Here is a 26,876-nt window from a genome sequence, read left to right as displayed (position 1 = left end):
GCCGGCCAACCTGGCCTGTCCTTGTTTGGGGGGGCCACAGATCAGGCGCAGCGGGACCTCACTGCCGACTGGTGGTCCACGTTGTGGTGGGGTGGTTGGTTTGGGGGGGGGGGGGGGTCGGGCCTGTCCCTGCCTTCTGTGTCCGGCCCCGCCCGGCGGGCGGGCGTCAGCCCTGGGCGGGCTCGAGGTGCGTGAGGATCAGCAGCGGGGTGGAGTCCCACGTCTTCGGGGAGGCGTAGGGGTCGTCCGCGCTGGGCCAGCCGGTGAAGTTCTTGTTCGAGAACAGGCCCCACGAGCCGCCGTAGAACAGCGCGATCATCGGCAGCTGCTCGTAGGTGATCTGCTCCAGCTGGTGCGTGATCTCGAGCTGCTTGGCCTCGTCGGTGGTCACCTTGAGCTCGGCGAGCAGCGCGTCGGCCTCCTTCGACTCGAAGCGGCCGAAGTTGCCGGCGGAGGTCTTGCCGACGGGCAGCAGGAACTCCGAGCCCATGAGGCCGTTGTAGTCCTGGAACGGCTGCCCGGTACCGCCGACGGTGCCCATGATCATGTCGAAGTCGCCCGTGCGGAGCTCCTTCTGGTACGCCGCGGCCTGCGGCTGCACGACGGTGACGTCGATGCCGATCGCGGTGAGCTGGCCCTTGACCTGCTCGACGCCCTGCAGCCAGTCGGACCAGCCGTTCGGGGTGGTGATCGTGACCTTCAGCGGCTTGCCGGACGAGTCGACGAGCTTGTCGCCCTTCTTCGTGTACCCGGCCTTCTCGAACGAGGCGAGGGCGGCGTCGGTGTCCTGGTCGACGTAGCCCTGGTTCGGGATCGACGTGTCGAGGATGGCCTCCTGGTTCGGCAGCATGAGGCCGGTCTGGCTGGCCCGGTCGACGTAGCCCTGCTCGGCCTTGTCGGCGATGACCTGCTTGTCCAGGGCCAGCGCGATGCCCTTGCGGAAGTCGACGTCGTCGTACGGCGCCTTCGTCATGTTCGGGATCAGCGAGATCGCCGCGCCCGCCGGGAACCAGTAGGTGTTGTTCTCGGGGTCGGCCTTGACCCAGGTGTCCTCGACGTCGCTCATGAACGCGTAGGCCCAGTCGTAGCCGTTGTTGACGATGTCCAGCTCGGAGTTGGCGGCGGGCTGCACGAGCTCCTCGACGGCCACCTTGTCCGCCTGCCAGTACGTCGCGTTCTTCGTGAGCGTGTACTGGTTCGGCGTGAACGTGCCGAGCGTGTAGGGGCCGGACCCGACGGGCTCCTCGTTGGTCCAGGTGACCGGGTCCTTGACCTCGGACCAGATGTGCTCGGGCACGATGAGCTGCTGGGCGAGGATCTTCGCGGCGGGGACGTCGTCGGTCTTCAGGTGCGCGACGACGGTCTTGCCGTCCACCTCGACGGACTTCAGGTGCGACCACGCACCCTTGAGGTCCATCTCGGGGTGCTTCTTGACGAGCTCGAAGGAGTACTTGACGTCCTCGGCGGTGAGGGGCTCGCCGTCCGACCAGGTGACGCCGTCCCGGATGGTGAAGACGACGGTCTTGGCGTCGGGCTGCTCGTACCCCGTGGCCAGCCAGGGGGTCTCCTCGCCGCTCATCTCGTTGATGATGACCAGCGGCTCGTACATGTACGTCGTCGTGTTCCGCTTGCCGGACGAGTACGGGTTGAAGTTCCGGTCGAACGTCGGCGAGCCGTTGTCGGCCGCGATGAGCATCGACGTCGCGCCGCCGGCGGCGCCGTCGTCACCCTTGTTCTGCACCGGTGCCGAGCAGGCCGCCGTGGCCAGCACCGCGACGGTGGCCGCGATGGCGGCCAGGCGCCGCCCCGAGCGCGCTGTGCGCGTCATGGACATCCACTCCTCTTCGTCGAGGCCTCTCCTGTGAGGGCCCGCGCACGCCGGGGTCGGCGTGCGGCGTCCCGGCGAGTGTATGCGCATACATTTCGGAGCGGCAAACCGTGTGGCCAACGGCCCGGGCGTGCGCTGCGGTGCCCCGGTCGGCGAGGGTCACGAGCAGCCGCAGCTCTCGCGCAGCAGCACGCGGACGGGCAGGTTCACCGTGGCGGCCGGTGCCGACGGGTCGGCGAGGCGCCCGCGCAGCAGCTCCACGGCGGCGCGCCCCAGCTCGACCATCGGCTGGCTCACGGTGGTGAGCCGCGGCATCGACGCCTGCGTGGCGTCGATGCCGTCGAACCCGGTGAGGACGACGTCGCCCGGGACGTCGACCCCGGCCTCGGTGAGGACGTCGAGGAAGCCGAGCGCCGTCTGGTCGTTGGAGCACACCAGCGCGCGGGGGAGCGCCTGTCCCGTGGTCCCCGACCCCCGGCCGGTCACGTGGGTCTCGAGCATCCGGCGGGCGAGGTCGCGGGCGCCGGTGCGCGTGAAGTCGCTGCGTGCCACCGGCTCGTCGGGCACGGGCAGGCCCGCCGCGGCGAGCGCGTCGCGGAAGCCCTGGAAGCGCTCGTGCGCGTCGGGGGAGTCGAACGGGCCGCCCACGAACGCCAGGTCGCGGAGGCCGTGGTCGGCGATCAGGTGGTCCACCAGGGCGCGGGTGCCTGCACGGTTGTCCACCGAGATGTGGTCGTAGGCGTCGTCCTGCGGCGGGCCGGCCATGACGACGACGGGGACGCGGCGGGCGATGTGCGCCAGCAGGTCGTCGGGCACCGACTTGGCCAGCACCGCCAGGCCGTCCACGCGCCCGGCCAGCTCGTTGACCGCCTGCGCGCGCCGCAGCCCGCGCGCGACGCCGATCATCACCGCGTGGCCGGTGCGCCACGCCTCCAGCTCCGCGCCGCGCATCACCTCGCCGAGGTAGAGGTTGCTCCAGCGCGCCGTGACCGGGCCTCCGACGTCGCGCACCACCTCGACCGCCTCGCCCACGCGCACCGGGTCCGGCAGGTCGGCGGCCTCGTCGATGCCGTCCACGTCGGGGAAGCACAGGCCCAGCACGCCCGTCGAGCGCGCCGCCAGCCCGCGGGCCGCGCCGGACGGCACGTACCCCAGCTCGCGGATCGCCTCGTGCACCACCGTGCGGGTGCGCTCGCGCACGTCGTCCGGGCGCCGCAGCACCCGCGAGACCGTCGCGATCGAGACCCCCGCGCGCTGCGCGACGTCGTACACCGTGGGGGCCTTCGCCACCGGAACTCCTGACCGCATCCCTCGCCCGCACGGCCGTGCGAGCGGTCCCACGATAGTGAACGCGCATACATCTCTGCATCGCGGCTGGTCACCACCAGGTCCCTGTCGCCTTCGAGAACGGGATCCGTACCGCCATTCGATGACGTGACGGTACGGATCCCGTTCTCGAAGGCGACCGAGAGGTCAGGCGATGGTAGGCACGGCGTCCGGCTCGGGGTCGTCGACGGCGATGCGCAGCGCGGCGACCAGGTCGCGGTACAGCTCGTCCGTGGCGTGCAGCTCCTCGTGGGTGCCGCTGGCCCTGACCCGGCCGCCCTCCATGACGAGGATCCGGTCGGCGTCCAGCACCGTGGAGAGCCGGTGCGCCACGGTCACGACGGCGCCGTGGCGGGTGTGCGCGCGGATCGCGTCGTGGATCGCCGCCTCGGTGAGGCCGTCCACCTGCGACGTCGCCTCGTCGAGCAGCAGCACGTCCGGCTCCTTGAGCAGCGCGCGGGCCAGGGCGATCCGCTGCCGCTGACCGCCCGAGACGGCGGACGACACCAGCGAGGTGTCCAGGCCGTCGGGCAGGGCGTCCAGGTCGGCCGCGAGGCGCACGGCCTCCAGCACCGCGCGCACCTCGGCGTCGGAGGCGTCGGGCCGGCTGAACAGCAGGTTCTCCCGGATGGTGCCCGGCACCACCGGCGTCTCCTGCTCCACGTAGGCGAAGCGGGCGCGCACCTGCGCGTGCGTCAGGTCCCGGTACGGGACGCCGTCGAGGCGGACCTCGCCGCCCGTCGGCTCGAGGAACCGCAGCAGCAGCGAGAGCAGCGTCGTCTTGCCCGCCCCGGACGGGCCGACGAGCGCCACGTGCCCGCGCCGCGGCACCTCGAGGGTGACGTCGTGCACCACCGGAGTGCCCTCGGCGTAGCCCGCGGTGACGCCGTCGAGCACGAGGACCGGGCGCGCCGCGCCGTCGCGCCCGTCGGGGCCGGGGGCGCGCGGCGTGGACGCTGGCCGCGCGGCGGCGCCGTCCTCCTCGAGCTCCATCGTCCCGACCTCGCGGATCCGCTCCGCGGCGGCGAGGCCGGACTGCAGGGTGGTGAACGCCTGGGTGAGCTCCGAGATCGGCCCGACGATGTTGAACGCGTAGAGCAGGAACGCCACGAGGCTGGAGACGGCGAGCAGGTCCTGCGAGACGCGCCAGGCGCCGAGCCCGAGGATGACGATGATCGCGAGCTGGATGCCGCCCCACGAGACGGTCCAGGCGACGGCCTCGGTCTTCACCGCCGTCACCGCGTGCTTGCGCGCCTCGCGCGCGTCGCCGAGGATCTTCGTCCCCTGCCGCTCCTCCGCGCCGCTGGCCTTGACCGTGCGCACGGCGCGCACCGCGCCCTCGACGGCGCCGCCCAGGCGGCCCACCGCCTCCTGCGTGCGGTGCTGCGCCTTGCCGATGCCCGGCAGCAGCAGCCCCATCGCGACGGCGACGACGACGATCGCGACCACCGTGGAGCCGAGCAGCGTGAGGTCGAGCACCGCCATGAGGACGAGCGTGCCGACCAGGGAGATGAACCCGTTGACGAGGCTGACCAGGCTGTTCGACGTCGCCTCGCGCAGCAGCAGGGTGTCGGAGGTGACCCGCGTGACGAGCTCGCCGGCCGGCTTCGAGGTGATGGCGCCGACCTTGGCCCGCAGGTAGCGCGTGACGATCGACGCCCGGGCCTCGTAGACGACGTCCTCCGCGAGGCGGCCCAGGAGGATCCACTGGAACAGCCCGACGGCGGAGCCGACGACCATGAGCGCGAGGAGCCAGGCGACCGGGCCGCCCAGGGACGCGCCGGTCGACAGCGTGTCGAGCACCCACTTGGTGACCATCGGGGTGGCGAGGCTCATCGCCGTGGCCAGCAGCCCGAGCACCAGCCCGAGCGCGAGCGTGCGGCGGTGCGGGCGCACGAAGCCGAGCAGGATGCGCAGGCGCTCGCGGCCGGAGCGCTCGGGGTCGCTGGTGGCCCCGGCGGCGTCTGGTGGGGGTGCGGTCTCGGTGGCGGCCATGCTGTCAACCATGGTTGACGCTCCTCAATTCGTCAACCCTGATTGACGATCCGACGGGCGGGGTGGTCTGCTCCAAAGTGGAACACTGATGTTCCAACATGGTCAAGCAGTGAACCATTCCCGGGTGTAGCGTTCGCCGCATGACGGAGGTGCACGACGCCGAGACCGGCGCCCGCGCGCGGACCCGGCGCGCGATCGTCGAGGCCGCGGTCGGCCGGCTCGCGCGCGACCCCGCGGCCTCGCTCGGGCAGATCGCGGACGCCGCCGGGGTCGGTCGCACCACCCTCCACCGGTACTTTCCCGACCGCGCCACGCTGCTCGAGGCGGTCGGCGCCGAGACCGTGGCGCGGCTGACCGAGGCGCACGCGCGGGCCCGGCTCGACGAGGGCGACGCGCGCTCCGCGCTGCGGCGGCTGTGCCCCGAGTACCTGCTGCTGGGCGACCTGCTCACGCTGCTGTTCACCGGCGTCGTCCCGGACGCCGTCCTCGACGGGGAGGGCGCCGCCCCGCTCGCGGCGCTCGTGGCACGCGGGCACCGCGAGGGCAGCATCGATCCCGCGCTCGACCTCGAGTGGGTGGTGGGCGTCGTCTGGGCGCAGCTCTACCTCGCGTGGGCCACGCTGCGCGAGGGGCAGGCCGCGCGGCACGACATCGTCCCGATGCTGGTGCGCACCGTGGACAAGGCCGTCGCTCCCTGACCTCGTCGGGCGGGGCCGACGTCAGGTGGTCAGCCGGACCCGGTCGTGCGGGGCCACGCCGTGCGAGCGGCCCGGGTACCGCAGCCCGGAGAAGTACATGGTCGTGTGCGCCACGATGTGCTCGGCCGGGACCACGACGCCCTCCCACTCGGCATCCGTCGTCGTGTGGGCGTCGCTGACGAGCGTGACGTCGAGACCGCGGGCCGCGGCGGCCTGCGTCGTGGTGCGGATGCAGTAGTCGGACTGCGCCCCGGCGACGACGAGGCGCGTCGCGCCGAGGTCGTGCAGCACGTCCTCCAGCTCCGTGCCCGCGAACGAGTCGCGGTACGCCTTGCGCACCAGGGGCTCGCCCGAGGCCCGCTCGAGGGGCGCCGCGAGCTCCCAGCCGGGGGAGCCCTCGGGCAGGTCGCCGTGGTCCTGGACCCAGACGACAGGCGTCCCCGCGCGGCGGGCCCGGTCCACGAGAGCGGCGGTGCGGCGCACCACGCCGTCGGCGTCGAGGCAGCCGTCGAGCACCCCGACCTGAAGGTCGATCACCAGCAGCACGGACCGCTCGGCCCCGAGCGCCCGAGGCGTCGGGTGCGTGACCACCACCGGCGTCAGGCGGTCGCCGCGGCGGCGGCGCGGGCGCCGGCGGGCAGGGCGTCGAGGATGCGGTTCACCGCGTCGTCGTCGTGCGCGGCGGAGACGAACCACGCCTCGAAGACGGACGGCGGCAGGTTGACGCCGGCGTCGAGCAGCGCGTGGAACAGCGCACGGTAGCGGTACGCCTCCTGCGCCTGGGCCTGCGCGTAGTCGCGCACGCCCTCGGCAGCGGCGAGCGGGCCGAAGAACGTCGAGAACAGCGACCCGGCGCGCTGCACGCGGTGCTCCACGCCCTCGGCGGACAGGGCGTCGCCGAGCGCGGTGGCGATGGTGTCCGCGACGGCGTCGACCCGCGCGTAGACGGCGTCGTCGGCGAGGCGCAGCGTCGTGAGGCCGGCGGCGACCGCCACCGGGTTCCCGGACAGCGTGCCCGCCTGGTAGACCGGGCCGGTCGGGGCGAGCTGGTCCATGACCGACGCCGGGCCGCCCAGGCCCGCCACGGGCATGCCGCCGCCCACGACCTTGCCGAAGGTGATCAGGTCGGGGGTGTACCCCTCGCCGCCCTCGCCCCGGATGCGCGCGTTCTCCAGCCCCCACCAGCCGGACGGGCCGACGCGGAAGCCGGTGAGCACCTCGTCCATGACGAACAGGGCGCCGTGCGCGCGCGTGATCCGGCGCAGGCCCTCGTTGAACCCCTCGGCCGGGGGCACCACGCCCATGTTGGCGGGGCTCGCCTCGGTGATGACGGCGGCGATCCGCGAGCCATGCTGCGCGAACGCGGCCTCGACGGCGGCGAGGTCGTTGTAGGGGAGCACCAGCGTCTCGGCCGCCGTCGCCTCCGTGACCCCGGCCGTGCCCGGCATGGCGAGCGTCGCGACGCCCGACCCGGCCTCCGCCAGCAGCGCGTCGACGTGCCCGTGGTAGCAGCCGGCGAACTTCACGACGAGAGGCCGGCCGGTGACGCCGCGCGCCAGCCGGACCGCCGTCATCGTCGCCTCGGTGCCCGTGGACACCAGGCGCACCCGCTCGGCGACGGGCACCCGGCGGCGGATCTCCTCCGCGAGCTCCACCTCGGCCACCGTGGGCGCGCCGAACGACAGGCCGCGCGCGGCGGCGTCCTGCACGGCCGCGACGACCTCGGGGTGCGCGTGGCCCAGCAGGGCCGGGCCCCACGAGCAGACGAGGTCCACGTACTCGCGCCCCGCGACGTCGGTGACGTACGGGCCGCGCGCGCTGGCGAGGAACCGCGGGTCGCCGCCCACCGAGCCGTACGCCCGGACCGGGGAGTTCACGCCCCCGGGGATCGCGGCCTGCGCGCGCAGGAACGCGGCGTGGTTGTCGGTCGTCATGGTCACTTGATCCACTCCGCGATCTCGTTGGCCCAGTAGGTGAGGACGACGTCGGCGCCGGCGCGCTTGATGGCGGTCACGGACTCGAGCACGGCGCCCTCGCGGTCGATCCAGCCGTTCGCGGCTGCCGCCTCGATCATCGCGTACTCGCCGCTGACCTGGTACGCCGCCACGGGGACGTCGGACCGGTCGGCGACGCCGCGCAGCACGTCGAGCGACGTGCCCGCCGGCTTCACCATGACCATGTCCGCGCCCTCGGCGAGGTCGAGGTCCGCCTCGCGCAGGCCCTCGCGGGCGTTGGCGGCGTCCATCTGGTACGTGCGGCGGTCGCCCTGCAGGGCGCTGTCGACGGCCTCGCGGAACGGGCCGTAGAAGGCGCTCGCGTACTTGGCGCTGTAGGCGAGGATGCTCACCTGGTCGAACCCGGCGTCGTCGAGCGCGTCGCGGATGACGGCCACCTGGCCGTCCATCATCCCGGACGGCGCCACGACCTCCGCGCCCGCCCGCGCCTGGGCCACGGCCATCGCCGCGTACCGGTCGAGGGTCGCGTCGTTGTCCACGGTGCCGTCGGCGGCGAGCACGCCGCAGTGGCCGTGGTCGGTGAACTCGTCCAGGCAGGTGTCGGCCATGACGACGGGGCCCGGGCGTCCGGTCTCGGACTCGACCTCCGCGACGGCCTCGCGCGCGACGCGGATGCCGCGCTGCAGCACGCCGTCCGGGTCGTCGCCGGCGGTGCCGGTCGCGTCGCGCTCGGCGGGGATGCCGAACAGCATGACGCCGCCCAGTCCCGCGCGGGCAGCGTCGGCGACGGCGTCGCGCAGCGTGGCCTCGGTGTGCTGCACCTGGCCGGGCATCGAGGTGATCGGCGCCGGCTCGGCCAGGCCCTCCTTGACGAACAGCGGCAGCACGAGGTCCGCCGCGTGCAGGCGGGTCTCGGCGGCCAGGCGCCGCATGCGGGGGGTGGTGCGCAGGCGGCGCGGTCGGTACACGATGCCGGTGCCCGAGGTGCTCACGGGTGCTCCTTCGCTGAGGTGTCAGGCGCACGGTTCGCTCCCGTGGGCCGTGGTGCTGACGGTGCCGGGTCTGATGCTGCGGGGTCGGTCAGCGCCTGCGCGACGGCGGCGGCGAGCGCGTCGTCGGTGGGGTGCGACGCGACCGCGGCGACGCGCAGCCCGGCCTCGCGGGCGGCGTCGGCCGAGGGGGTGCCGATGGCGACGACGGGCGTGCCGGTGCCCGCCTGGTCGGCGATCTCGCGCGCCACCGAGCCGGACGAGACGACGACGACGTCGAAGCCGCCGGCGCGGGCGCGCTCCGCGACGTCCGCGGGCAGCGCGTGGCGCACCGTCCGGTAGGCCGTCACGACGTGCGGCGCCCAGCCGCGGTCGGCCAGCCCGTCGTCGAGGGTCGGCCGGGCGAGGTCGCCGAGCGGCAGCAGCACGGCCGGCGTCTCCGGGTCGGTGACGGCCGGGTCGGGGAACGCCGCGACCAGGCCGGCGGCCGTGGCGTCGTCGTCGGGGACGAGGTCGGTCGTGACGCCGGCCGCGGCGAGGGCACGGGTCGTCGCGGGCCCGACGGCGGCCCAACGCGCGGGGGTCTCCGCGAGGCTCGTGCCGGTCCGGGCGGCGGCGTCGACGAGCGCGTCGACGGCGTTGACGCTGGTCACGACCGCCCACACGTAGGCGCCCCGGGCCAGGCCGCGGACGGCGTCGTCGAGGGGGGCGAGGTCGTCCGCCGGGGCGCGCTCGATCACCGGCGCGACGACGACCTCCAGCCCGTCGTCCCGCAGCCGGGCCGCGAGGCCTGCCGCACGCTCGGGGGCCCGCGCCACCAGCACGGCGCGGGCCGGGGTCGCGGGGGTGTCGGGTGTCACGCGCCCTCCGGGTCGTCGGTGCCGGTGGGCGTGTGCAGGGGCTCGACGTCGGAGCGCGGGGTGACGGCGTCCGCCTCGCCCCGGCGCGGCTCAACCGTGCCGCCCACCAGCGGCGCGAGCCGCGCCGCGCCGTCGGCGAGCAGAGCCTCGGCCACGCGGACCCCCAGGGCCGTCGCGGCGTCGTCCTGCGCGGCCGGGTCGAGGGGGGCGTCGTCCGCGGCGAGGACCGCCGACGCGCTGTGCGTGAGCTGCTCGGTCCCGTCCACGCGCGCGACGACGGCGGTGAGCTGCAGCTCGCCCGCCTCGACGCGGGCGTGCGCGCCGACCGGAGCCGCGCACCCGGCCTCGAGGCGCGCCAGCACCGCGCGCTCGGCCAGCACGGCGAGCCGCGTGGGGCGGTGGTCGAGGGCGGCGAACGCGTCGGCCAGGGGCGTGCCGGGCGCGAGGTCGGCGGTGCGGGCCTCGACCGCGAGGGCCCCCTGCCCGGGCGCGGGGGCCACGACGGCCGGGTCGAGCGCCTGCGTGACCACCTCGGTGCGGTCCAGCCGGGTCAGGCCGGCGAGCGCGAGCACGACGGCGTCCAGGTCGGCGTCCGGGCCGAGCGCGCGGGCGAGGCGGGTCTCGACGTTGCCGCGGATGTCCACCAGCTCGACGTCGGGGCGCGCCGCCTGTACCAGCGCCGCCCGGCGCGGGGAGCCGGTCCCGACGCGCGCGCCGCGGGGCAGGGTGTCGAGGGTGAGGCCGTCGCGGGCGCACAGCGCGTCGCGCGGGTCCTCCCGCTCGGGGGTGGCGATCGTGAGCTCGGCGGGCTGCGCCGTCGGCAGGTCCTTGAGCGAGTGCACGGCGACGTCGCAGCGCCCGCCCGCCAGCGCCTCCCGCAGCGCGGTGACGAACACGCCCGTGCCGCCCAGCGACGCGAGCGAGCCCGTCTTCACGTCGCCCTCGGTGCGGATGCGCACCAGCTCGACCGGCCGGCCCAGCAGCTCCTCCAGCCGGCGCGCGACCAGGCCGGACTGAGTCGTCGCGAGGGCGCTGCCGCGGGTGCCGAGGCGCAGCGGGGCGGGGGCGGTCTCGGGGGTGCTCACCCGTCCAGTGTCGCGCAGCGGTACCGCCTGTGGACAACTCCCGGCGGGCTGGAGGCCGATCTCACACCGTTCTCCCCGACGTCGTGACGCAGGGTCATGACGATGCGTCACTACCGCCCGGAGAGCTGTCAGAGGGCGGCGACGGCGGCCTGCGCGTGCGCGACGATCGCGGCCAGGCCGGTGCCGGCCACCCAGCCTCCCGTCACGGCCAGCCCGGGCGTGTGCCCGACGGCGGCGGTGAACGCCCCGACCTGCGCGCGGTAGGCGGGGGTCGGCGGGGGCAGGGCGCCGTCCCAGCGCTGCAGCAGGTGGTCGCGGACCCGGTCGGTGAGGTCGACGCCGAGGAGGGCGGACGCGTCGCGGGCGGCCTCCTCGGCGGACGGGGGCTCGGTCGCGGCGCCGATCCGCCCGTACGACAGCCGCACCACGTGCACACCCGGGCCGGCGACGGCGCGCAGGCGGTCGGCCAGCCACGGCCACTTCGCCGTCGCGTGCGTCAGCGCCTTGGCGCGCACCCCGTCCGCCCCGTCGCCGTCGGGAGCGACGAGGAGCCCGGAGCCGCGGGGGGCGTCGTCGAGCTCGGGCGCGTCGAGCAGGAGCGTCGCGAGCCAGATGTCGGCGCCGGCCTCCGCTGCCGGCACGGGCACGGACCCCGGCTCGACCTCGCCCGGAGCCGTCACCCACGGGGACAGCAGCGGCGCGACCTGCGGCGTCGTCACGACCAGCCGCGGCGCGCGCACGGTGTCGCCGACGGTCGTGGTGACCTGCCAGTCGACGCCGAGCCGCTCGACGCCGTCGACCTGCTGCCCCACGCGCACGGCGGCGTGGATCGGGCCGGTCGCGTCGGTGCGCGGGGAGTCGGCGAACTCCTCGGCGCTCGCGGCGATCTCGCCCGTGAGCGCCTCGACGACGGCGTGGATGCCGCCGTCGATGCCCCTGACGGCGGACCCGGCCGGCGCGGCGGCCCGCAGCTCGGCCACGGCGCGCGACAGCGACGCCGTGCGGGCGAACGCGTCGAGCAGCCCGGGTGCGACGGCGGCGACGTCGAGGCGGTCGAGCGGGGCGGAGTGCACCCCCGTCGCGACGGGCGCGACGAGCCGGTCGGCCACGCGCCGGCCGAGCCGGGAGCGCACCAGCGTCCCGAGGTCGGTGGTGTCGGCGACGAACCGCGGCAGCACGCGGTCGAGGGCCGCTCGTGCGACGCCGGGCCAGCCGATCGCGCGGCGGACGTCGGGAGCCCACGGCACGGAGGGGATGCCGAGCACTCCCGCCTTCGGCAGCGGGAAGGCGCGGCCCGCCGCGTACCCCCAGGCGGACAGCGGGGCCGGGCTCACGACGTCCAGCCCGAGCTCCTCGGCCAGGTCCGTGACGGCGGTGCCGCGCGCCGCGAACGACTCGGCGCCGAGGTCGAGCCGCACGGGGAGCGAGCCGAACGCACCGCCGCGCACGGGCCCGCCCACGCGGTCGGACGCCTCGAGCAGCACCACCTGCAGGCCGCGGTGCACCAGCGTGCGGGCCGCGACGAGCCCGCCGATCCCGCCGCCGACCACCACCGCGTCCACGTGCTCGGGCGGCCGGGCGGGCCGGCCCGAGGGCACGTCGACGGGGGCGCCGAGCGGCGGGAGCGGCGTCACAGCGAGTGGACCAGCTCGACGACGCGCGTGAGCACGGTCGGGTCGGTGTCCGGCGGGACGCCGTGGCCCAGGTTGACCACGTGGCCGGGGGCCCCGGCGCCGCGCGCGACGACGTCGCGCACGTGCGCCTCGAGCACCGGCCACGGGGCGCCCAGCAGCGCGGGGTCGATGTTGCCCTGCACGGGCACGGCGCCGCGGGGGTGGTCGGCGAGCAGCCCGGCGGCCTCGTCCAGCGGGGTGCGGTAGTCGACGCCGACGACGGGGTACCCGATCCCGGCGGTGTCGAGCACGTCGCGCAGCGCGGGCAGCAGGTGCCCGGTGCCGGTGCCGAAGTGGATCGCCGGGAGGCCGTCGCCCTCGTCGGCGCCCGGCGTGCGCAGGTCGGCGACGTGCGCCAGCGCGGCGGTCGACGACGGCGCCACGTGCGCGGTGTAGTCGGCCAGCGAGAGGGAGCCCGCCCACGAGTCGAAGAGCTGCACCGCCGAGGCGCCGGCGAGCACCTGCGTGCGCAGGAAGCGGCCGGTGAGCTCGGCCGTCCAGGCGGTGAGGCGGGCCCACGTCTCGGGGTCGGCGTGCATGAGGGTGCGCGCGGCGAGGTGGTCGCGCGAGGGCCGGCCCTCGACCAGGTAGGCGGCGAGGGTGAAGGGGGCGCCGCCGAAGCCGAGCAGCGGCACGTCGCCCAGCTCGGCCACCGTCAGCCGCACGGCCTCCGCGATCGGCGCGAGCGCGCCGTCTTCGAGCGTCCGCGAGGTGAGCCGCGCGACGTCCTCGGCCGTGCGGTACGGCTGGTCCATGACGGGCCCGACGCCGGGCTTGATGTCCACGTCCACGCCTGCGAGCCGCAGCGGTACGACGATGTCGCTGAAGAAGACGGCGGCGTCGACCCGGTGGCGGCGCACGGGCTGGAGGGTGATTTCCGCGGCGAGCGGTGGCCGGAGGCAGGAGTCGAGCATCCCTACTCCCTGACGGACCTCGCGGTACTCGGGCAGGGAGCGACCCGCCTGCCGCATGAACCACACTGGGGTCACGTCCGGACGGTCGCCCCGCAGGGCACGCACCAGCGGGGCACGCGTCGTCCGGCCGTCGACCAGCGGGTGGTCGGCGGGGAGCGGGTGGGTCTCGCGGCTCGGCTCGGGAGCGATCGTGGGGGATGTCACGGTTCATGATTCTGCCCCGCCTCGTCGGCCCTCTTAAAGTGGAGCCACTGTGGTACTCCTCTCCCTCACCGCCTCGCACCGCGAGCTGGACCTGGACGCGCTCGAGCGGCTGTCCACCGGGTCCGGCTCCGTCGGGCGCGTCGCCGTGGGGTCGTGCGGGCCCGTGCAGGGCGCCGTCGTGATCTCCACGTGCAACCGTTTCGAGCTCTACCTCGACGTGGACGCCCCGTTGCACGGCGACGCCGTCCGGCACACGACGAAGCACGTCGCGGCGCTGGTCGCGGCCGGCTCCGGGGTCTCGGAAGAGGTCGCGGCCGACTCGTTCACGGTCCGCACCGGGCCGGAGGTCACCTCGCACCTGTTCACGGTGGCCGCGGGCCTGGACTCGATGGTCGTGGGGGAGCGCGAGATCGCCGGGCAGGTGAAGCGCGCCCTCGCCGAGGCCCGCGACGACGGCACCACGTCCAAGACCCTCGAGCTGCTGTTCCAGACGGCGTCGCGCACGTCCAAGCGCGTCGGCACGCGGACGGAGCTCGGCGCCGCCGGGCGGTCCGTCGTGTCGCTCGGGCTGGACCTCGCCGGCCAGGACCTGCGGCGCGGACGCGCGGCCGAGCTCGACGCGTCGTGGCGGGGCCTGCGCGTGGTGCTCATCGGCACGGGCTCGTACGCGGGGGCGTCGGTGGCGGCCCTGCGTGCCCGCGGCTGCGACGACGTGCGGGTGTACTCGCGCTCCGGCCGCGCCGAGATCTTCGCGCAGGGCCACGACGTCGAGGCGGCGCCGGACCTCGTCGAGGCGCTCGCCGACGCCGACCTCGTGGTGTCGTGCTCGGGCGCCCGCGGCCGCCGGGCCGGCGGCGTCACGGACGGGCGGGCCGAGGCCTCCCTGGAGTACGTGCTCGACGCGGCCGCCGTGGTGCGCTCGCGCGAGCGGGCCGCGGTCGCCGCGGGCGACGAGCCGGAGCCGCGCCCCCTGGTCGTGCTCGACCTGGCGCTGCACCGCGACGTCGACCCGCGCGTCGCGGACGTCGAGGGCGTGCTGCTGTACGACCTGGGAACGCTCAAGGCGCACGCCCCGGCCACCGCCGCGGACGTCGTCGACCGTGCCCGGCGGATCGTGGACGACGCGGCCGCGGGCTTCGAGGAGACCCGCCTGGGCCGCGCCGCGGACGCCGCCGTCGTGGCGCTGTTCGACGCGGCCGAGGTCGAGGTCCGCCGGGAGGTCGACGCGGCGGTCGACCGCCTCACCACGGAGCTGGCGGCGCGCGGCGGGACCACCCCCGACGAGGCCGACGTCGACGCCATCGCGCGTGACGTCCGCAAGCGGGTGCACGCCGCCCTGCACGGCGAGATCGTGGCCGCGCGGGCGGAGGCGCTGGCCCGGGCGCGGGCCGAGGAGGCCGCCGTCGTGGCGGGCGCCGAGGAGCTCGTCGAGGACGCCGAGCGCGCCGACCGGCGCTGATCGTCCCGCCTGTCGCGAACCTCCCGCAGAGCCCGGTTCGCCGGTTGGGGGCCTAGATCACCCCGTTTCAGCGCGCGCGTCCGGCATGTCGGCACTAGCGTGCCGAAAGCGGGCACCTGGCCGCCCCTGTCGGCCGTCGACGGTGTGGGAACCGCCTTCGAAAGGACGCGCTGAACATGGACACCTTCTGGGACTTCTTCTGGTACCTCGTCTGGATCTTCCTCTTCGTGGCTTACCTGATCGTCCTCTTCCAGATCCTCACCGACCTCTTCCGTGACCGGGACCTGTCGGGCTGGTGGAAGGCGGTGTGGGTCATCTTCCTGATCTTCGTCCCGATGATCACCGCGCTGATCTACCTCATCGCCCGCGGGCGGGGGATGTCGGAGCGCCAGCTCGCGGCGGTGAAGGAGGCCAAGGCCGGCACCGACGCGTACATCCGGGAGGTCGCGGGCAGCCCGGCCGACCACATCGCCCAGGCGAAGAAGCTGCTCGACGAGGGCACCATCACGCCGGAGGAGTACGCGCAGCTCAAGGCGAAGGCGCTCGCCTGACCACTCCCGGCTGACCGGCTCACGACGCCCGGCCCCGCCCCGCGGGACCGGGCGTCGTCGTGCGCGGGGCGGGTACGGCGTCCGACGCCGCCGCTACGCTCGGCTGCCATGAGCAGCGCAGCCCGGGCCTCCGCGCCCCGCCTCGGCGTGATCGACATCGGCTCCAACACGGTGCACCTGCTCGTGCTGGACGCGCGGTACGGCGTGCGGCCGGTGCCGCACGCGGAGCGCAAGATCACGGTGCGCCTCATGCGGTACCTCGACGCCGACGGCGCGGTCACGGACGAGGGGCGGCGCACGATCCTGGCCGCCGTCGACGACGTCATGGAGCTCGCCCGCGAGTCCGCGGTCGACGAGCTGCTGCCGATGGCGACCTCCGCGCTGCGGGACGCCGCGAACGGCACCGCGGTGCTCGCGGAGATCGCCGGGCGCGTGGGGCGCGAGGTGGTCGTGCTGTCGGGCGAGGACGAGGCCCGGCTCACGTTCCTCGCCGCCCGCCGCTGGCACGGGTGGGCCGCCGGCCGGCTCCTGGTGCTCGACATCGGCGGCGGCTCGCTGGAGATCGCGACCGGCGTCGACGAGGAGCCGGACCTCGCCGCGTCCGTGCCGCTCGGCGCCGGCCGGACCACGAGGGAGCACCTGCCCGACGACCCGCCCCCGCCCGACCAGGTCCAGGCGCTGCGCGTGCACGCCCGCGCGCTGCTGACGCCCGTCGTCGACAGGCTGGCCACCGTGCCGGCACCCGACCACGTGGTCGCGACGTCGAAGACGTTCCGCTCGCTCGCGCGGCTGGCCGGCATGCAGGTGGAGGCCGTCGGCCCGGACGACCGCTGGCGGTTGCGCCTGCCCCAGCTCGCGGACTGGGTGCCGCGGCTGGCCCGCCTCACCGCCGAGGGCCGCACCGCGCTGCCCGGCGTGACGCCGGAGCGCACCTATCAGATCGTCGGCGGTGCGGTCGTGGCGGAGGAGACCATGCGCGCGCTCGGCGTCGACGAGGTCGAGATCTGCCCGTGGGCGCTGCGCGAGGGCGCCGTGCTGCAGTGGCTCGACCACCTGTGAGGCCCGATCCTCGGTGCAGCCGGCACTGATCCGGCGGGCTCAGCGGGGCGGGGCCTGCACCCAGGCCGCGCCGGACGCGGACACGCGGACGCCGTCGGGGCGTTCGACGACGACGAGCAGGACGGCGGCGCAGGTCGCGCAGCGCACGACGCCGCCCATGGCGGACAGGTGCACGGTCGTGCGGGCGAGGACGTCGGTGTGCCCGCAGCTCGCGCAGCGCACGACGGCGCTCGTGGTCTCGAAGGCGTAGACCTCGCTCAGTGCGCCGGCCAGGGCCGACCCGTCGAGGACGGGCCCGCCCGGGGCGGACGGCTCGGGGGACGACATCAGGCACCTCCGAATCGCTCGGTGCGGACCCGGTCGGGCGGGTGCCCGAGGCCGGTCAGCAGGCCGGCCGCCGCCTCCACGAAACCGGTGGGGCCGCAGACGAAGACGTCCGTGCCGTCGTCCGGGCCGAAACCGGGGGCGGCGAGGTCGTCGGTCGTGATCCGGCGGGGCGGAGTCGGCCACCCCGCCGGGGCCTCGCGCGTGAAGACCCAGCGCACGTCGAAGCCGCGGTCGGGGGTGTCGACCTCTCCGCGCTCGATCACGTCGGCGGGCGTGCGTACGGAGCACACGAGGCGGAACGGCGCGCGGCGGCCGGTGCTGCGACGGGCGCGCAGCATCGCGAGGAACGGCACGACGCCGGAGCCGCCGGCGACGAGCAGCACCGGGGCGGTGTCGGCGTCGTGCCAGACGAAGTACCCGCCGAGCGGACCGCGCACCTCGAGCTGGTCGCCCGGCCGGGCGTCGCGGACCAGGTAGGGCGACACCTCGCCGTCGGGGACCTCGTCCACGACGAGGTCGACGCGCTCGTCGTGCCCCGTCTCGGCGAGCGAGTAGGCGCGGGTGGCCTGGTAGCCGTCGGGGGCGGTGAGCCGCACGTCGACGTGCTGGCCGGGCAGCGCCCCGACGAACCCGGGCACCGCCAGGGTCAGGGCGCGGGCGGTGCGCGTCAGGGGCCGCGCCCCGACGACCGTCGCGACGTGCCAGCTCACGCGTACCGCTGCTCGAGCCAGGGGTCGCCGTAGGCGTGGTACCCGTTCTGCTCCCAGAACCCCAGGTCGTCGTCGTCCATGAGGTCCAGGCCGCGCAGCCACTTGGCGCTCTTCCAGAAGTACAGGTGCGGCACCAGCAGCCGGGCAGGCCCGCCGTGCACGGGCTCCAGCGGCTCGCCCTCGAACTCGTACGCCACCCACGCCTGCCCGTCGAGCAGGTCCTGCAGCGGCAGGTTCGTGGTGTAGCCGCCGTAGGAGCGCGCCATGACGAACTCGGCGCTCGTCTCGACGTCGGCCAGCAGCGTGTCCAGGGAGACGCCGCGCCACGTCGTGCCGAGCTTGGTCCAGTGCGTCACGCAGTGGATGTCGGTGACGACGTCCTCGGCCGGCAGCGCCAGAAGCTGCTCCCACGTCCACGAGACGCCCTCGCCCGTCTCCGTGCGGACGGTGAGCTCCCAGCGGGACACGTCCACGTCCGGGGTCGGCCCTGCCGACAGCACGGGGAAGTCGTCCGTGACGAACTGCCCCGGCGGCACCTCGTGCTCCGGTTCGGGGCGCCGGCCCCCGAACCCTCGTGTCACGACCGCCATCGCCGCCCCCTCTCACGCCGCCGCCCGGACGGTGCGTGCCGGGTCAGGTCCGATGACACCAGAGGCCCGGCCCCTTCGCACGTCCCGGGCCGAGGATCACCCCGGCAGCGGTGTCGACCAGGCGGCGTGGTCCGTGCCCCAGGGGTGGGCGGGCGCCGGGTGGTCGTCGTGGCCGGGCAGCGCGGGGCGGGCGGTCGTGACGCGCGGGCGACGGCCGTGGCTCACGACCGCTTCCGGTCCGGGCGCCGCGGCCGGCGGGTGCGCGGGGTCGCGGCCACCGGCGTCGAGCAGCCAGGCGGCGGTGCGCGCGAGCGACGCCGCGACGTCGCGCCCGCGGCCGTCGTCGCGGCGGGCGGCGAGCGCGTCCACGACGCCGGCGGCGAGCAGGTAGCCCGTCGCGTGGTCGAGCGCCTGCGCGGGCAGCGCGCCGGGGGTCTCGCCGTCCGGCGACTCGAGCAGCGCGACGCCCGACGCCGCCTGCACGATCGAGTCGAAGCCGCGACGGTGCGCCCACGGACCCTCGACGCCCCAGGCCGACACGTGCGCGACGACGGCGCCCGGCGGCGGACGCAGCCCGAACCGTGTCAGGGCCCCGGGACGGTAGCCGGTGACCAGCACGTCGGCGTCGTCGAGCAGGGCCTGCGCGCGCTCGCGGTCGCCGTCGTCGCGCAGGTCGAGCAGGGTCGTGCGCTTGCCCTGCCCGACGTCGAGGTGCTGGTGCCGGATCTCGGCGGGCAAGGGCGGGTCGACGCGCAGCACGTCGGCGCCGAGGGCGGCCAGCGCCCGGGTGGCGACGGGGCCGGCGATGACGCGGGTGAGGTCGAGCACGCGCACCCCCGCGAGGGGTGCGGCCCCGCCCGCCAGGACGGCCGGCCGGGCGACGACGTCGTCGCGCACCCCGGCCCGCACCAGCGCCCCCCGCGAGGCGGCCCGGCCGGGCGCGGACGCGCGCCACCCCGCCTCGGGGCGCACGCGGACGGCGATCGCGCCCGCGGCGGCGGCGTCGTCCTCCACGGCGCCGGCCGAGGTGTCCGCGAGCCGGGCGGCGAGGTCGTCCCGGTCGGCGCCGTCGCGAAGGCCGAGCAGGCGCAGCAGCCGGACCCGGTGATGCGGGTAGTTGGCGTGCGTGCGCACCCAGCCGTCGCGGGTGCGGAAGAAGCCGGACAGCGGCGCGAACCCCGGGACCGGCCGCCCGTCGAGCCGCAGCAGCTGGTCGGAGCCGAACGACGCCGCGAGCCTCGCCGGCGACGGCCCGCGCTCCACCAGGGGGCCGGTCGCGCCCGCGCGGCGGGCGGCCGAGGCGAAGGCCGCGACCGACCCTGCCGCCAGGTCCAGCGCCGGCAGCGTGCCGGCGAGCCAGTGGTCCCGCGCGCCGTCGAGCGGCGGGACGTCGTCGTCGGTCCGGGCGCCGTCGTCGAGCCCGGACCGGTAGTCCGCCACGAGGCGGCGCCACGGCTCCATCCCGTCACCGTACCCACGCCCTCCGGGGACGACCCGACCTGGCGAGGTAGTACCGGACCCGTCGAGGTAGTACGAGATCGCGCGAGGTGGTGCCGGGCCCCGCGAGGTGGTGCGGCACGCCACGAGGTACTACCTCGGCAACCTCCGTACTACCTCGGCGAGCCCCGTACTACCTCGGCGGGACCGGTACGACCTGGGCGGGAGGGGGGGTGTGCCGGGCCGATAGGATCGCGGGCATGGCCAAGAGCTCTGCGACCGCCCCTGTCCTGCGTCCGTTCGAGGGTCTTCCCGGGGAGGCGGACTGGGTCGCGCTGCGCGAGGTGGTGCCGTCCGCCACGGCGACGGCGCGCACGACGGCCGACCACGGCGGGCGCGACGTCACCGTCACGACCGTCCTCCCCGGCGGCTGGTGCGCGCTGCACCGTGAGGACGGCACGGTCCTGCTCGCGCTGCAGGGCCTGGGCGCCTCCGACGACCTCAGCCGCGACCTGGCCGCCGCGCTCCTCGCGGCGCTCGCGGCGGAGCCCGGCTCGGGCATCCTGCCCGAGGAGCTGCCGGCCCCGGCGGACGACGACCCGCGCCTGCAGGACGTGCTCGACCTCGACGTCCCGTTCGAGGTGACCGTGCACGACGGCTACGACTACTGGATCGACGCCGGCACGCAGATGACGGACGAGATCCGCGAGTCCCTCGACGAGGCCGCGGAGTCGTCCATCCCCACCGTGAAGCTGGCGTCGGTCGCCGCGGCGTACTGGTGCCGGATGTCGCGCGAGTTCCTGCGCTGGGCGCGCACGGAGGACGAGGACGCCGTGGTCGACGCGATCGCGCGGCTGCACGCGCGGCGCGAGTCCGGCCTCGCGGGCGGCAAGTTCCTCGGGATGTTCCGCGCCTGCGGGCTCGTCGTGCCGGTCTGGGAGCTGCCGCGCGGCACCGAGGCGGCGGAGCTGGAGGAGCCGGTGGCGGAGCTCGCGGCCCGGCTCGACGAGGCGCTCGCGGTGACCGAGCCGCTGGACGCGAACGAGCGACGCGCCCGGGCCGGTATCGTCTCCCGACAGGTGACGCTGCGCTGACGCGGCGCCGCCCGGCGGCCTCGGCCGCCGGCGGTACCCCGCGACGTCGCGGGCTCCGCACGATCTTCACGGACCGTCCCGCTCGACACCGTTTCTTGACCAGAGATCGGGCGTTCCGGGGGAGTACAGTTTCTCAGGAAAAGTTTGCTCTTCTGATTCCCGGTGATTCCCCCAAGGGGACACCGCACAGCACGCCGGCGGAGCGCCGGCCGACACGGGCGAGAGAACCCAACAGGCAGGGAGTCGTGAACACGGACCACGGAGCGACCCGCACGGGCGCTGAGGTGTCCACCAGCCAGGACGAGGCCCGCGAGCGGAACTCCGTCGCCGGCGGCGACGGCAGCGTCGTGACGACCCGCGTGGGCGCGCTGCCGGTCGCCAAGACCCCGCGGCCACCGGTCGCGCAGGGGAGGCGCAACCCGCAGCGCGTCGCGGTGATCATCCCCGCGAAGGACGAGGCGGCGCGCATCGCGGCGACCGTGCGCTCGGCGCGCGCGATCCCGCACGTCGACCTCGTGCTGGTGGTCGACGACGGCTCGACCGACGACACGCAGCACGTCGCGCGCGACGCGGGCGCCGTCGTCGTGCGCCACTCGCACAACCGCGGCAAGGCCTCCGCGATGGAGACCGGCGCGGCGGTCGTCGCGATGCGCGACGCCGACGGCCGGGCCCCGCGGCTCCTGCTGTTCGTCGACGGGGACCTCGGCGACACCGCCGTCAACACGGCGCCCCTCGTCGCCCCGGTGCGCGAGGGCGTGGCCGACCTCGCCATCGCGCTGCTGCCGAAGCAGACCGGGGCCGGCGGTCGCGGCATCGTCGTCGGCACGGCGCGCCGCGCCATCCAGCACCTCACCGGGTGGAGCCCGAGCCAGCCGCTGTCCGGGATGCGCTGCCTCACCCGCGAGGCGTTCGAGGCGGCGACGCCGCTGGCGCACGGCTGGGGCGTGGAGACGGGCATGACGATCGACCTGCTCCGCCAGGGCTACGTCGCCGTCGAGGTGCCGTGCGACCTCAGGCACCGCGCTTCGTCGAACGACCTCAAGGGCCAGCTGCACCGGGCCGGGCAGTACCGGGACGTCGTGCTCGCGGTCAACGCGCGCCGCGTGCGCGGGGCGGTGGACGCGGTGCGCGGCATCGGGCGTTCGCACGAGAGCGCGCAGTCCTGACCCGGGCGACCTGACCGGGCCGCCGGGGCCGATCTGGCCCCTGATCAGCGCCGACACCTCGCGTCGACAACCTCGCCGGGGCGTGGCTAGGCTCGCAGCGCCGGGACGAACGCGTCCCGTCCCGCCCCGACGGAGGCCTGATGCCCACCACCACTGACACCGGAGCTCCCGGCCCGCTGCGCGGGTCCGACGTCCTGGAGGTGCTCGACGCGCTGGTGGCCGCCGGTCCGGCCGACGACGCCTCGGTCGCCGAGGCGACCGGCCTGCCCCGCGCGACCGCCGCGGACGCTCTCGCGGCGCTCCGGGCGAGCGGCGCGGCCGCGGACGACGGCGCCGCGGGCGCGTTCCGAGTGGACCCGGACACCGCGTTCGGGCTCGGCGTGGACGTCGCCCGGGACCGGGTGCGGGTCGCCCTGGTGGACGCGACCGGCGCCGTCCGGGCGCGTGCGGAGCGGCGGGACGTGCAGCGCACCCCCGTGGCGCGGGCGCGGGCCGCGGCGGTGCTGGCGAACTCCTGCCGGGAGGACGTCGAGGCGCGGCTCGCGCCGGGCCGCCGGGTCGAGGTGAGCCGCGCGGTCGTGGCGTTCCCCGCCGTCGTCGGGGCCGACCGGACCACGGTGCTGCACGTGCCCGGGTACGAGAAGGGCGGGACGGCCCTGCACGACGCCCTGGTGGACGCCCTGGCCTGCCCCGTGGCGCTGGACAACGACGTGAACCTGGCCGCGGTGGCGGAGCAGCACCGGGGAGCCGGGCGCGGACGCACGTCCTTCGTGACGGTCTCGTTCGGCGCGGGGTTCGGGGCCGGCATCGTGCTCGACGGCCGGGTGCACCGGGGTGCCGCAGGCATCGCGGGCGAGGTGGCGTTCCTGCCGCAGCCAGGGCACGCCCTGGGGGAGCAGGTGCTGGGCGACGCCGCGATCGCGGCGCTGGCGAAGGACCACGACCTGCCGGAGGACGTCACCGTCCGTGAGCTCCTCGACCGCGCGGAGCAGGGCGACGGGGTCGCGGACGAGGTCGTCGCGGAGCTGGCGCGCCGGGTCGCCGTCATCGTCGCGTCGCTGGCGATCGTGCTCGACCCGGAGGCCTTCGTCCTGGCCGACGAGGCGGCGCGGCCCGCGATCCACGACCGGGTCGCCAGCTACCTCCGCGACCGCATCGGCGTCCTGCCCGTCCACATCGACGCGTCGCCGCTCGGCGCGGACGGCGCCGTGCTGGGCGCCGCGTGGGCCGCCGGCGAGGCGCTGCGCGCGCGGATCGCCGACGACGTGGCCGACGACGCGGCGGCAGTCGTCGACGGGGCCACCCGGTGAGCGCGGCCGGCGCGCCGCCGTCCGACCTGACCGCCCGCCTCGGGCTCGCCCCCGACGCCCGTGCGATCATCCTCAACGCGGACGACCTGGGCATGTGCCGGGCCGCCAACCGCGCGATCCTGCCGCTGCTCGGCGAGGGGCTCCTGGACTCCTCGACGGTGATGGTGCCGTGCCCGTGGGCGCCGGACGCCCTCGCGGCGGCGGCCGCGGACCCAGGGCTGGACGTGGGCGTGCACCTGGTCCTCACGAGCGAGTGGACCCGCTACCGGTGGCGGCCGCTCACCGGCGTGGGCACGTCGCTGGTGGACGACGCCGGGTACTTCCCCACCGCGGTGGACGTCGTCGAGCGTCACGCGCGGGACGAGGACGTCGCCGCCGAGCTCGCGGCCCAGCTCGACGCCGCGCTCGCCGCGGGCGTCGACGTCAGCCACCTGGACAACCACATGGGCTCGGTCTACGGGCTCGCCACCGGCCGCACGTTCCTGTCGCAGGTGCTGGAGCTCGCGGCGACGCGCGGCCTGCCGTTCCGGCTGCCGCGCTCGCTGGACGGGCTCGCGGCGATGGGCGCCGACCCCGACGCGCCGGGGTCGCAGGCGATCCTCGACGCCGCGACCGCCGCCGCCGACGCGGCCGGCGTCGTCATCCTCGACCGGCTGTGGACGCACCCGTTCGAGCTGGCGGGCGAGGGCACCCCCGACGCGGAGGGGTACGAGGCGGTGAAGGCCGGCTTCCTCGACCTGCTGCGCGGCGTGCAGCCGGGGGTCACGGAGATCTTCCTGCACCCGATGCTGCACGACGACGAGCTGCGCGACGCCGTCGACTACGCGGCGCCCAAGCGCGGCTACGAGGAGCGGCTGCTCCGCGACCCGGACGTGGCCGCCATGATCGAGGACGAGGGCCTGGTCCGCGTCGGCTGGCGCGACCTGCGCGCGGTGCAGCGGGGCGAGACGGTGCAGCGGGCCGAGCGGTGAGCGACACCGGGACCCGCGCGGGCGTCCTCGCCCGGCTGCGCGACCGGCGTCTCGAGGGGGACCCGACCCGGGCGCAGGCCGTCGCCTACGGCGCGTCCGCGTTCCCGGCGAACCTCATGCTGCAGACGTTCTCCGCGTTCGTCGTCTTCTTCTACGTGGACCACCTGGGCGTGCCCGCCGGCTGGGTCGCGGGCGCGATGGTGGCGCACGGCGTCCTCAACGCCGTCCTCAACCCGGTGGTCGGGGCGGCGTCCGACCGGCGCCGCACGCGCTGGGGCCGCCGCGTCCCGTGGATCGTGCTGGGGATCGTGCCGCTCGTCGTGTCGTTCGCGCTCGTGTGGGCGCCGCCGTCCCTGCCCGCGGCGGGGCTGGTGGTGTGGTTCCTGCTCGTCGTCGCGGTGTTCGACGTCGCCTACGTGGCGGTCGTGCTCAACGTGTCCGCGCTGTTCCCGGAGATCTTCCGGACGACGGCGGAACGGGCGCGCGGCAACGCGCCCCGGCAGCTCTTCGCCCTGGTCGGCATGATCCTCGGCACGGCGGGGGCGCCGCTGCTGTACGACGCGATCGGCTGGGCCGGGATGGGTGTCGCGCTCGCCGTCGTGTGCGCCGCCTTCTTCGCCTGGTCGCTGCTGGGGATGGTGGAGCGCGACGCCGACGACGCCGTGCGGGCCCGCGCGTCCGCCGTCGGGCTGCGCGACCAGCTGCGGTACACGTTCGCCAACCGCGCGTTCGTCACGTACGTGCTCGGGTCGCTGTTGCTGCAGAGCACCACGGCGGTGCTGCTGGCCGGGATCCCGTTCTACGTGAAGTACACCGTGGGCGGCACGGAGGCGGACGCGACGCTGCTGCTGGCGCCGATCTTCGTGGCCGCCATCCCCGCGATCTGGGGCTGGTCGTGGGTGGTGCGCCGGCTGGGGCCGCGCACCACGATGCTCGCCGTCGTCGCCGTGTACGGCCTGGCGACGTGCCTCTACCTGCTGCCGACGACCGTGCTCGGCGCCGCGGTGGCCGGGCTCGCCGTCGGCCTCGGCGTCGCCGGACTCATGCAGGTGCTGGAGGTGGCCCTCGGCCAGGTGATCGACGACGACGAGCGCCGCACCGGCCTGCGCCGCGAGGGCATGTACTTCGGCGCGAACGGCTTCGTGGTGCGCGGGTCCGTCGTGGTGCAGGCGGTGGTCGTGGCCGGCGTGCTGGCCGCGAGCGGGTACGTCGAGGGCGCAGCGACGCAGGTGCCGCAGGTGGCCACCGGCATCCGTCTGCTCGTCGGCGGGGTGCCGGTGGCGCTCGCCGCCCTGGCCTTCGTCTGCTTCTGGCTCTATCCCCTGCGCTCCGCGGCGCCGGCCGCGCCCGCCCCCGCCGCCACGCCCTGAGCCGGGCCGCCGCGCCGTGCGACGAGCCTGTTCAGGCGCTCGGACATGACCAGGCCCAGCGCCACGAGCACCGCGAGGAACAGGGGGAACACCCAGGCCCCGGCCCACGTCGAGAGCACGCCGAAGGCGGGCGGCGCGAGGGTCGAGCCGGTGTACGCCGCGGCCATCTGGATCCCGATGATCGCCTGCGAGCTGCGCGCGCCGAAGTTGACCGGCGTGGAGTGGATGATCGCGGGGTAGATCGGCGCGCACCCCAGTCCCGCGACCACGAGGCCCGCCAGGGCGGGCACGGGCGTGCCGACGGGCAGGGCGACCAGCAGGACACCGAGGCCGACCACCGCGAAGCCGCCGCGGATCAGCAGCTTGTCGCCGACCCTGTCGGCGAAGAATCCGGCGAGGAACCGCCCGGCGGTGATGCCGAGGAGGAAGAGGGAGGCGAACGCGGCCGCGGTGGCGTCGTCGACCCCGCGGTCGGTGACCAGGTACGTCGACGCCCACAGGATCGCGGTGCTCTCGAGCGCGCAGTAGGCGAAGAACGCGGCCAGGACCAGCAGGACGCCGGGGATCCGCAGTGCCTGTGCGAGCGGGACGTGCGAGCCGCCGGTCGCCGGCTCGCCGTCGCCGGCGTGCTCGGCGCCGGGGGCCGGCCCGACCTTTCTCCAGAGCGGGATGCTGAGGATCAGCACGGCCGTGAGCACCGCCTGCGTGACGCCGACGATGCGGTAGGCGCTGGACCAGCCCAGGCCCGAGGTGATCGCGTAGCTCATGATGAACGGGCTGATCGAGGCGCCCAGGCCCCAGAAGCTGTGCAGCCAGTTCATGTGCCGCGCCGCGAAGTGCAGGGCGACGAAGTTGTTGAGCGCCGCGTCGACCGCGCCCGCCCCCAGACCGTAGGGGACGGCCCAGAGGCAGAGCAGCCAGAACGAGCCCGAGACGGAGAAGCCCACGAGCGCGGCGGCGGTCAGCCCGACGCTCACGGCGGTGACGGCGCCGGCGCCGAACCTCCGGGTCACCCGCTCGGACGCGAGGCTGGAGAGGATCGTGCCGCCCGCGATGATCATCGTGATGATCCCGGCGAAGGCGACGGGGACGCCGAGGTCCTGGTGCATCACGGGCCAGCCCGCACCGACGAGGGAGTCCGGGAGCCCGAGGCTGACGAAGGCGACGTAGATGAGGGCGAGGAGGAGCGAGTACACGGTGGGGCGGGTCGCCTTTCACGGGTGGCTGGCGGGAGACACGGCGAGGTCCATCGTCGCAGTCGTCGCCCGCGTCCGGGTCGAGCCTGCCCCACCTCGGCGGGTGACG

Annotated in this window: 24 protein-coding genes; 9 read left to right on the top strand and 15 right to left on the bottom strand. The window is 75.6% G+C overall.

Annotation, left to right across the window (positions count from 1 at the left end):
* Positions 1-166: 166 nt before the first annotated feature.
* The 3 genes from ACFCZN_RS18390 to ACFCZN_RS18380 all read right to left on the bottom strand — a co-directional run bounded on the left by ACFCZN_RS18390 (position 167) and on the right by ACFCZN_RS18380 (position 5,149).
* Complete coding sequence (locus tag ACFCZN_RS18390) at positions 167-1,828, bottom strand: ABC transporter substrate-binding protein (RefSeq protein ID WP_429763163.1); 1,662 nt, start codon at positions 1,826-1,828, stop codon at positions 167-169.
* A gap of 159 nt (positions 1,829-1,987) precedes the next feature.
* Positions 1,988-3,118, bottom strand: a complete 1,131-nt coding sequence (locus ACFCZN_RS18385) for a LacI family DNA-binding transcriptional regulator (RefSeq protein WP_429763164.1) — start codon at positions 3,116-3,118, stop codon at positions 1,988-1,990.
* A gap of 183 nt (positions 3,119-3,301) precedes the next feature.
* Positions 3,302-5,149: an ABC transporter ATP-binding protein gene (locus ACFCZN_RS18380; protein ID WP_430557693.1), complete on the bottom strand. Its 1,848-nt coding sequence runs from the start codon at positions 5,147-5,149 to the stop codon at positions 3,302-3,304.
* 140 nt (positions 5,150-5,289) lie between these two features.
* On the opposite strand from ACFCZN_RS18380, the gene ACFCZN_RS18375 reads away from it, so the two are divergent.
* Positions 5,290-5,847 carry a TetR/AcrR family transcriptional regulator gene (locus tag ACFCZN_RS18375; protein WP_430557692.1) on the top strand — a complete coding sequence of 186 codons (558 nt, stop codon included), beginning with the start codon at positions 5,290-5,292 and terminating at the stop codon, positions 5,845-5,847.
* 21 nt (positions 5,848-5,868) lie between these two features.
* Here ACFCZN_RS18375 and ACFCZN_RS18370 read toward each other — a convergent pair whose 3' ends face one another.
* The 7 genes from ACFCZN_RS18370 to hemE form a co-directional block, all read right to left on the bottom strand.
* Complete coding sequence (locus tag ACFCZN_RS18370) at positions 5,869-6,441, bottom strand: cysteine hydrolase family protein (RefSeq protein ID WP_429763167.1); 573 nt, start codon at positions 6,439-6,441, stop codon at positions 5,869-5,871.
* Between the two features lie 5 nt (positions 6,442-6,446).
* Positions 6,447-7,781, bottom strand: coding sequence for a glutamate-1-semialdehyde 2,1-aminomutase (hemL, locus tag ACFCZN_RS18365; RefSeq protein ID WP_430557691.1), 1,335 nt, complete (start codon positions 7,779-7,781; stop codon positions 6,447-6,449).
* Positions 7,782-7,783: 2 nt separating this feature from the next.
* Positions 7,784-8,734 (bottom strand): porphobilinogen synthase, encoded by a 951-nt coding sequence (gene hemB / locus ACFCZN_RS18360; RefSeq protein ID WP_429763223.1) that lies wholly within the window; start codon positions 8,732-8,734, stop codon positions 7,784-7,786.
* A gap of 56 nt (positions 8,735-8,790) precedes the next feature.
* Complete coding sequence (locus tag ACFCZN_RS18355) at positions 8,791-9,651, bottom strand: uroporphyrinogen-III synthase (RefSeq protein WP_429763169.1); 861 nt, start codon at positions 9,649-9,651, stop codon at positions 8,791-8,793.
* Positions 9,648-10,736 carry a hydroxymethylbilane synthase gene (hemC, locus tag ACFCZN_RS18350; RefSeq protein WP_430557690.1) on the bottom strand — a complete coding sequence of 363 codons (1,089 nt, stop codon included), beginning with the start codon at positions 10,734-10,736 and terminating at the stop codon, positions 9,648-9,650. Before hemC ends, ACFCZN_RS18355 begins: the two co-directional genes overlap by 4 nt.
* 128 nt (positions 10,737-10,864) lie before the next feature.
* Positions 10,865-12,370 carry a protoporphyrinogen/coproporphyrinogen oxidase gene (locus ACFCZN_RS18345; protein ID WP_429763171.1) on the bottom strand — a complete coding sequence of 502 codons (1,506 nt, stop codon included), beginning with the start codon at positions 12,368-12,370 and terminating at the stop codon, positions 10,865-10,867.
* Entirely contained in the window at positions 12,367-13,527 is a 1,161-nt protein-coding gene (gene hemE, locus ACFCZN_RS18340) for a uroporphyrinogen decarboxylase (RefSeq protein WP_429763172.1), read from the bottom strand. The genes ACFCZN_RS18345 and hemE overlap by 4 nt, the downstream gene beginning before the upstream one ends.
* Positions 13,528-13,576: 49 nt before the next feature.
* On the opposite strand from hemE, the gene ACFCZN_RS18335 reads away from it, so the two are divergent.
* The 3 genes from ACFCZN_RS18335 (at position 13,577) to ACFCZN_RS18325 (ending at position 16,596) form a co-directional block, all read left to right on the top strand.
* On the top strand, positions 13,577-14,986 hold the full coding sequence (locus tag ACFCZN_RS18335) for a glutamyl-tRNA reductase (protein WP_430557689.1): 1,410 nt from the start codon (positions 13,577-13,579) through the stop codon (positions 14,984-14,986).
* Between the two features lie 176 nt (positions 14,987-15,162).
* Positions 15,163-15,537: an SHOCT domain-containing protein gene (locus ACFCZN_RS18330; RefSeq protein ID WP_429763174.1), complete on the top strand. Its 375-nt coding sequence runs from the start codon at positions 15,163-15,165 to the stop codon at positions 15,535-15,537.
* Between the two features lie 108 nt (positions 15,538-15,645).
* Complete coding sequence (locus ACFCZN_RS18325) at positions 15,646-16,596, top strand: Ppx/GppA phosphatase family protein (RefSeq protein WP_429763175.1); 951 nt, start codon at positions 15,646-15,648, stop codon at positions 16,594-16,596.
* A 39-nt stretch (positions 16,597-16,635) separates the two neighbouring features.
* On the opposite strand, the gene ACFCZN_RS18320 is transcribed toward ACFCZN_RS18325, so the two are convergent.
* From ACFCZN_RS18320 to ACFCZN_RS18305, 4 genes are all read right to left on the bottom strand, one after another.
* The gene (locus tag ACFCZN_RS18320; RefSeq protein ID WP_430557688.1) at positions 16,636-16,923 is read right to left on the bottom strand and encodes a DUF6510 family protein; all 288 of its coding nucleotides are present in this window, start codon (positions 16,921-16,923) and stop codon (positions 16,636-16,638) included.
* Positions 16,923-17,633, bottom strand: coding sequence for a ferredoxin reductase (locus tag ACFCZN_RS18315; protein WP_430557687.1), 711 nt, complete (start codon positions 17,631-17,633; stop codon positions 16,923-16,925). Before ACFCZN_RS18315 ends, ACFCZN_RS18320 begins: the two co-directional genes overlap by 1 nt.
* Positions 17,630-18,223, bottom strand: a complete 594-nt coding sequence (locus ACFCZN_RS18310) for a molybdopterin-dependent oxidoreductase (protein WP_429763178.1) — start codon at positions 18,221-18,223, stop codon at positions 17,630-17,632. Before ACFCZN_RS18310 ends, ACFCZN_RS18315 begins: the two co-directional genes overlap by 4 nt.
* 96 nt (positions 18,224-18,319) lie before the next feature.
* Positions 18,320-19,684, bottom strand: coding sequence for a CoA transferase (locus ACFCZN_RS18305; protein ID WP_430557686.1), 1,365 nt, complete (start codon positions 19,682-19,684; stop codon positions 18,320-18,322).
* A 236-nt stretch (positions 19,685-19,920) separates the two neighbouring features.
* On the opposite strand from ACFCZN_RS18305, the gene ACFCZN_RS18300 reads away from it, so the two are divergent.
* The 5 genes from ACFCZN_RS18300 to ACFCZN_RS18280 all read left to right on the top strand — a co-directional run bounded on the left by ACFCZN_RS18300 (position 19,921) and on the right by ACFCZN_RS18280 (position 25,571).
* Complete coding sequence (locus ACFCZN_RS18300) at positions 19,921-20,754, top strand: DUF5926 family protein (protein ID WP_430557685.1); 834 nt, start codon at positions 19,921-19,923, stop codon at positions 20,752-20,754.
* Between the two features lie 368 nt (positions 20,755-21,122).
* Positions 21,123-21,920, top strand: a complete 798-nt coding sequence (locus ACFCZN_RS18295; RefSeq protein ID WP_430557695.1) for a glycosyltransferase family 2 protein — start codon at positions 21,123-21,125, stop codon at positions 21,918-21,920.
* A gap of 140 nt (positions 21,921-22,060) precedes the next feature.
* Positions 22,061-23,230 carry an ROK family protein gene (locus tag ACFCZN_RS18290; protein ID WP_430557684.1) on the top strand — a complete coding sequence of 390 codons (1,170 nt, stop codon included), beginning with the start codon at positions 22,061-22,063 and terminating at the stop codon, positions 23,228-23,230.
* Positions 23,227-24,201, top strand: coding sequence for a ChbG/HpnK family deacetylase (locus ACFCZN_RS18285; protein ID WP_430557683.1), 975 nt, complete (start codon positions 23,227-23,229; stop codon positions 24,199-24,201). Before ACFCZN_RS18290 ends, ACFCZN_RS18285 begins: the two co-directional genes overlap by 4 nt.
* Positions 24,198-25,571 (top strand): MFS transporter, encoded by a 1,374-nt coding sequence (locus tag ACFCZN_RS18280; RefSeq protein WP_430557682.1) that lies wholly within the window; start codon positions 24,198-24,200, stop codon positions 25,569-25,571. The genes ACFCZN_RS18285 and ACFCZN_RS18280 overlap by 4 nt, the downstream gene beginning before the upstream one ends.
* Here ACFCZN_RS18280 and ACFCZN_RS18275 read toward each other — a convergent pair.
* A complete protein-coding gene (locus ACFCZN_RS18275) occupies positions 25,517-26,767 on the bottom strand; it encodes a sugar MFS transporter (RefSeq protein ID WP_430557681.1) in 1,251 nt (416 codons plus the stop codon). The genes ACFCZN_RS18280 and ACFCZN_RS18275 overlap by 55 nt on opposite strands.
* Positions 26,768-26,876 lie beyond the last annotated feature (109 nt).

Origin of the sequence: Isoptericola sp. NPDC056134, from assembly GCF_042264825.1 — a bacterium.
Taxonomy (GTDB): domain Bacteria; phylum Actinomycetota; class Actinomycetes; order Actinomycetales; family Cellulomonadaceae; genus Isoptericola; species Isoptericola nanjingensis.
Note: the sequence above shows the minus strand (reverse complement) of the source record. Positions and strands in the feature narration are given on the sequence as shown.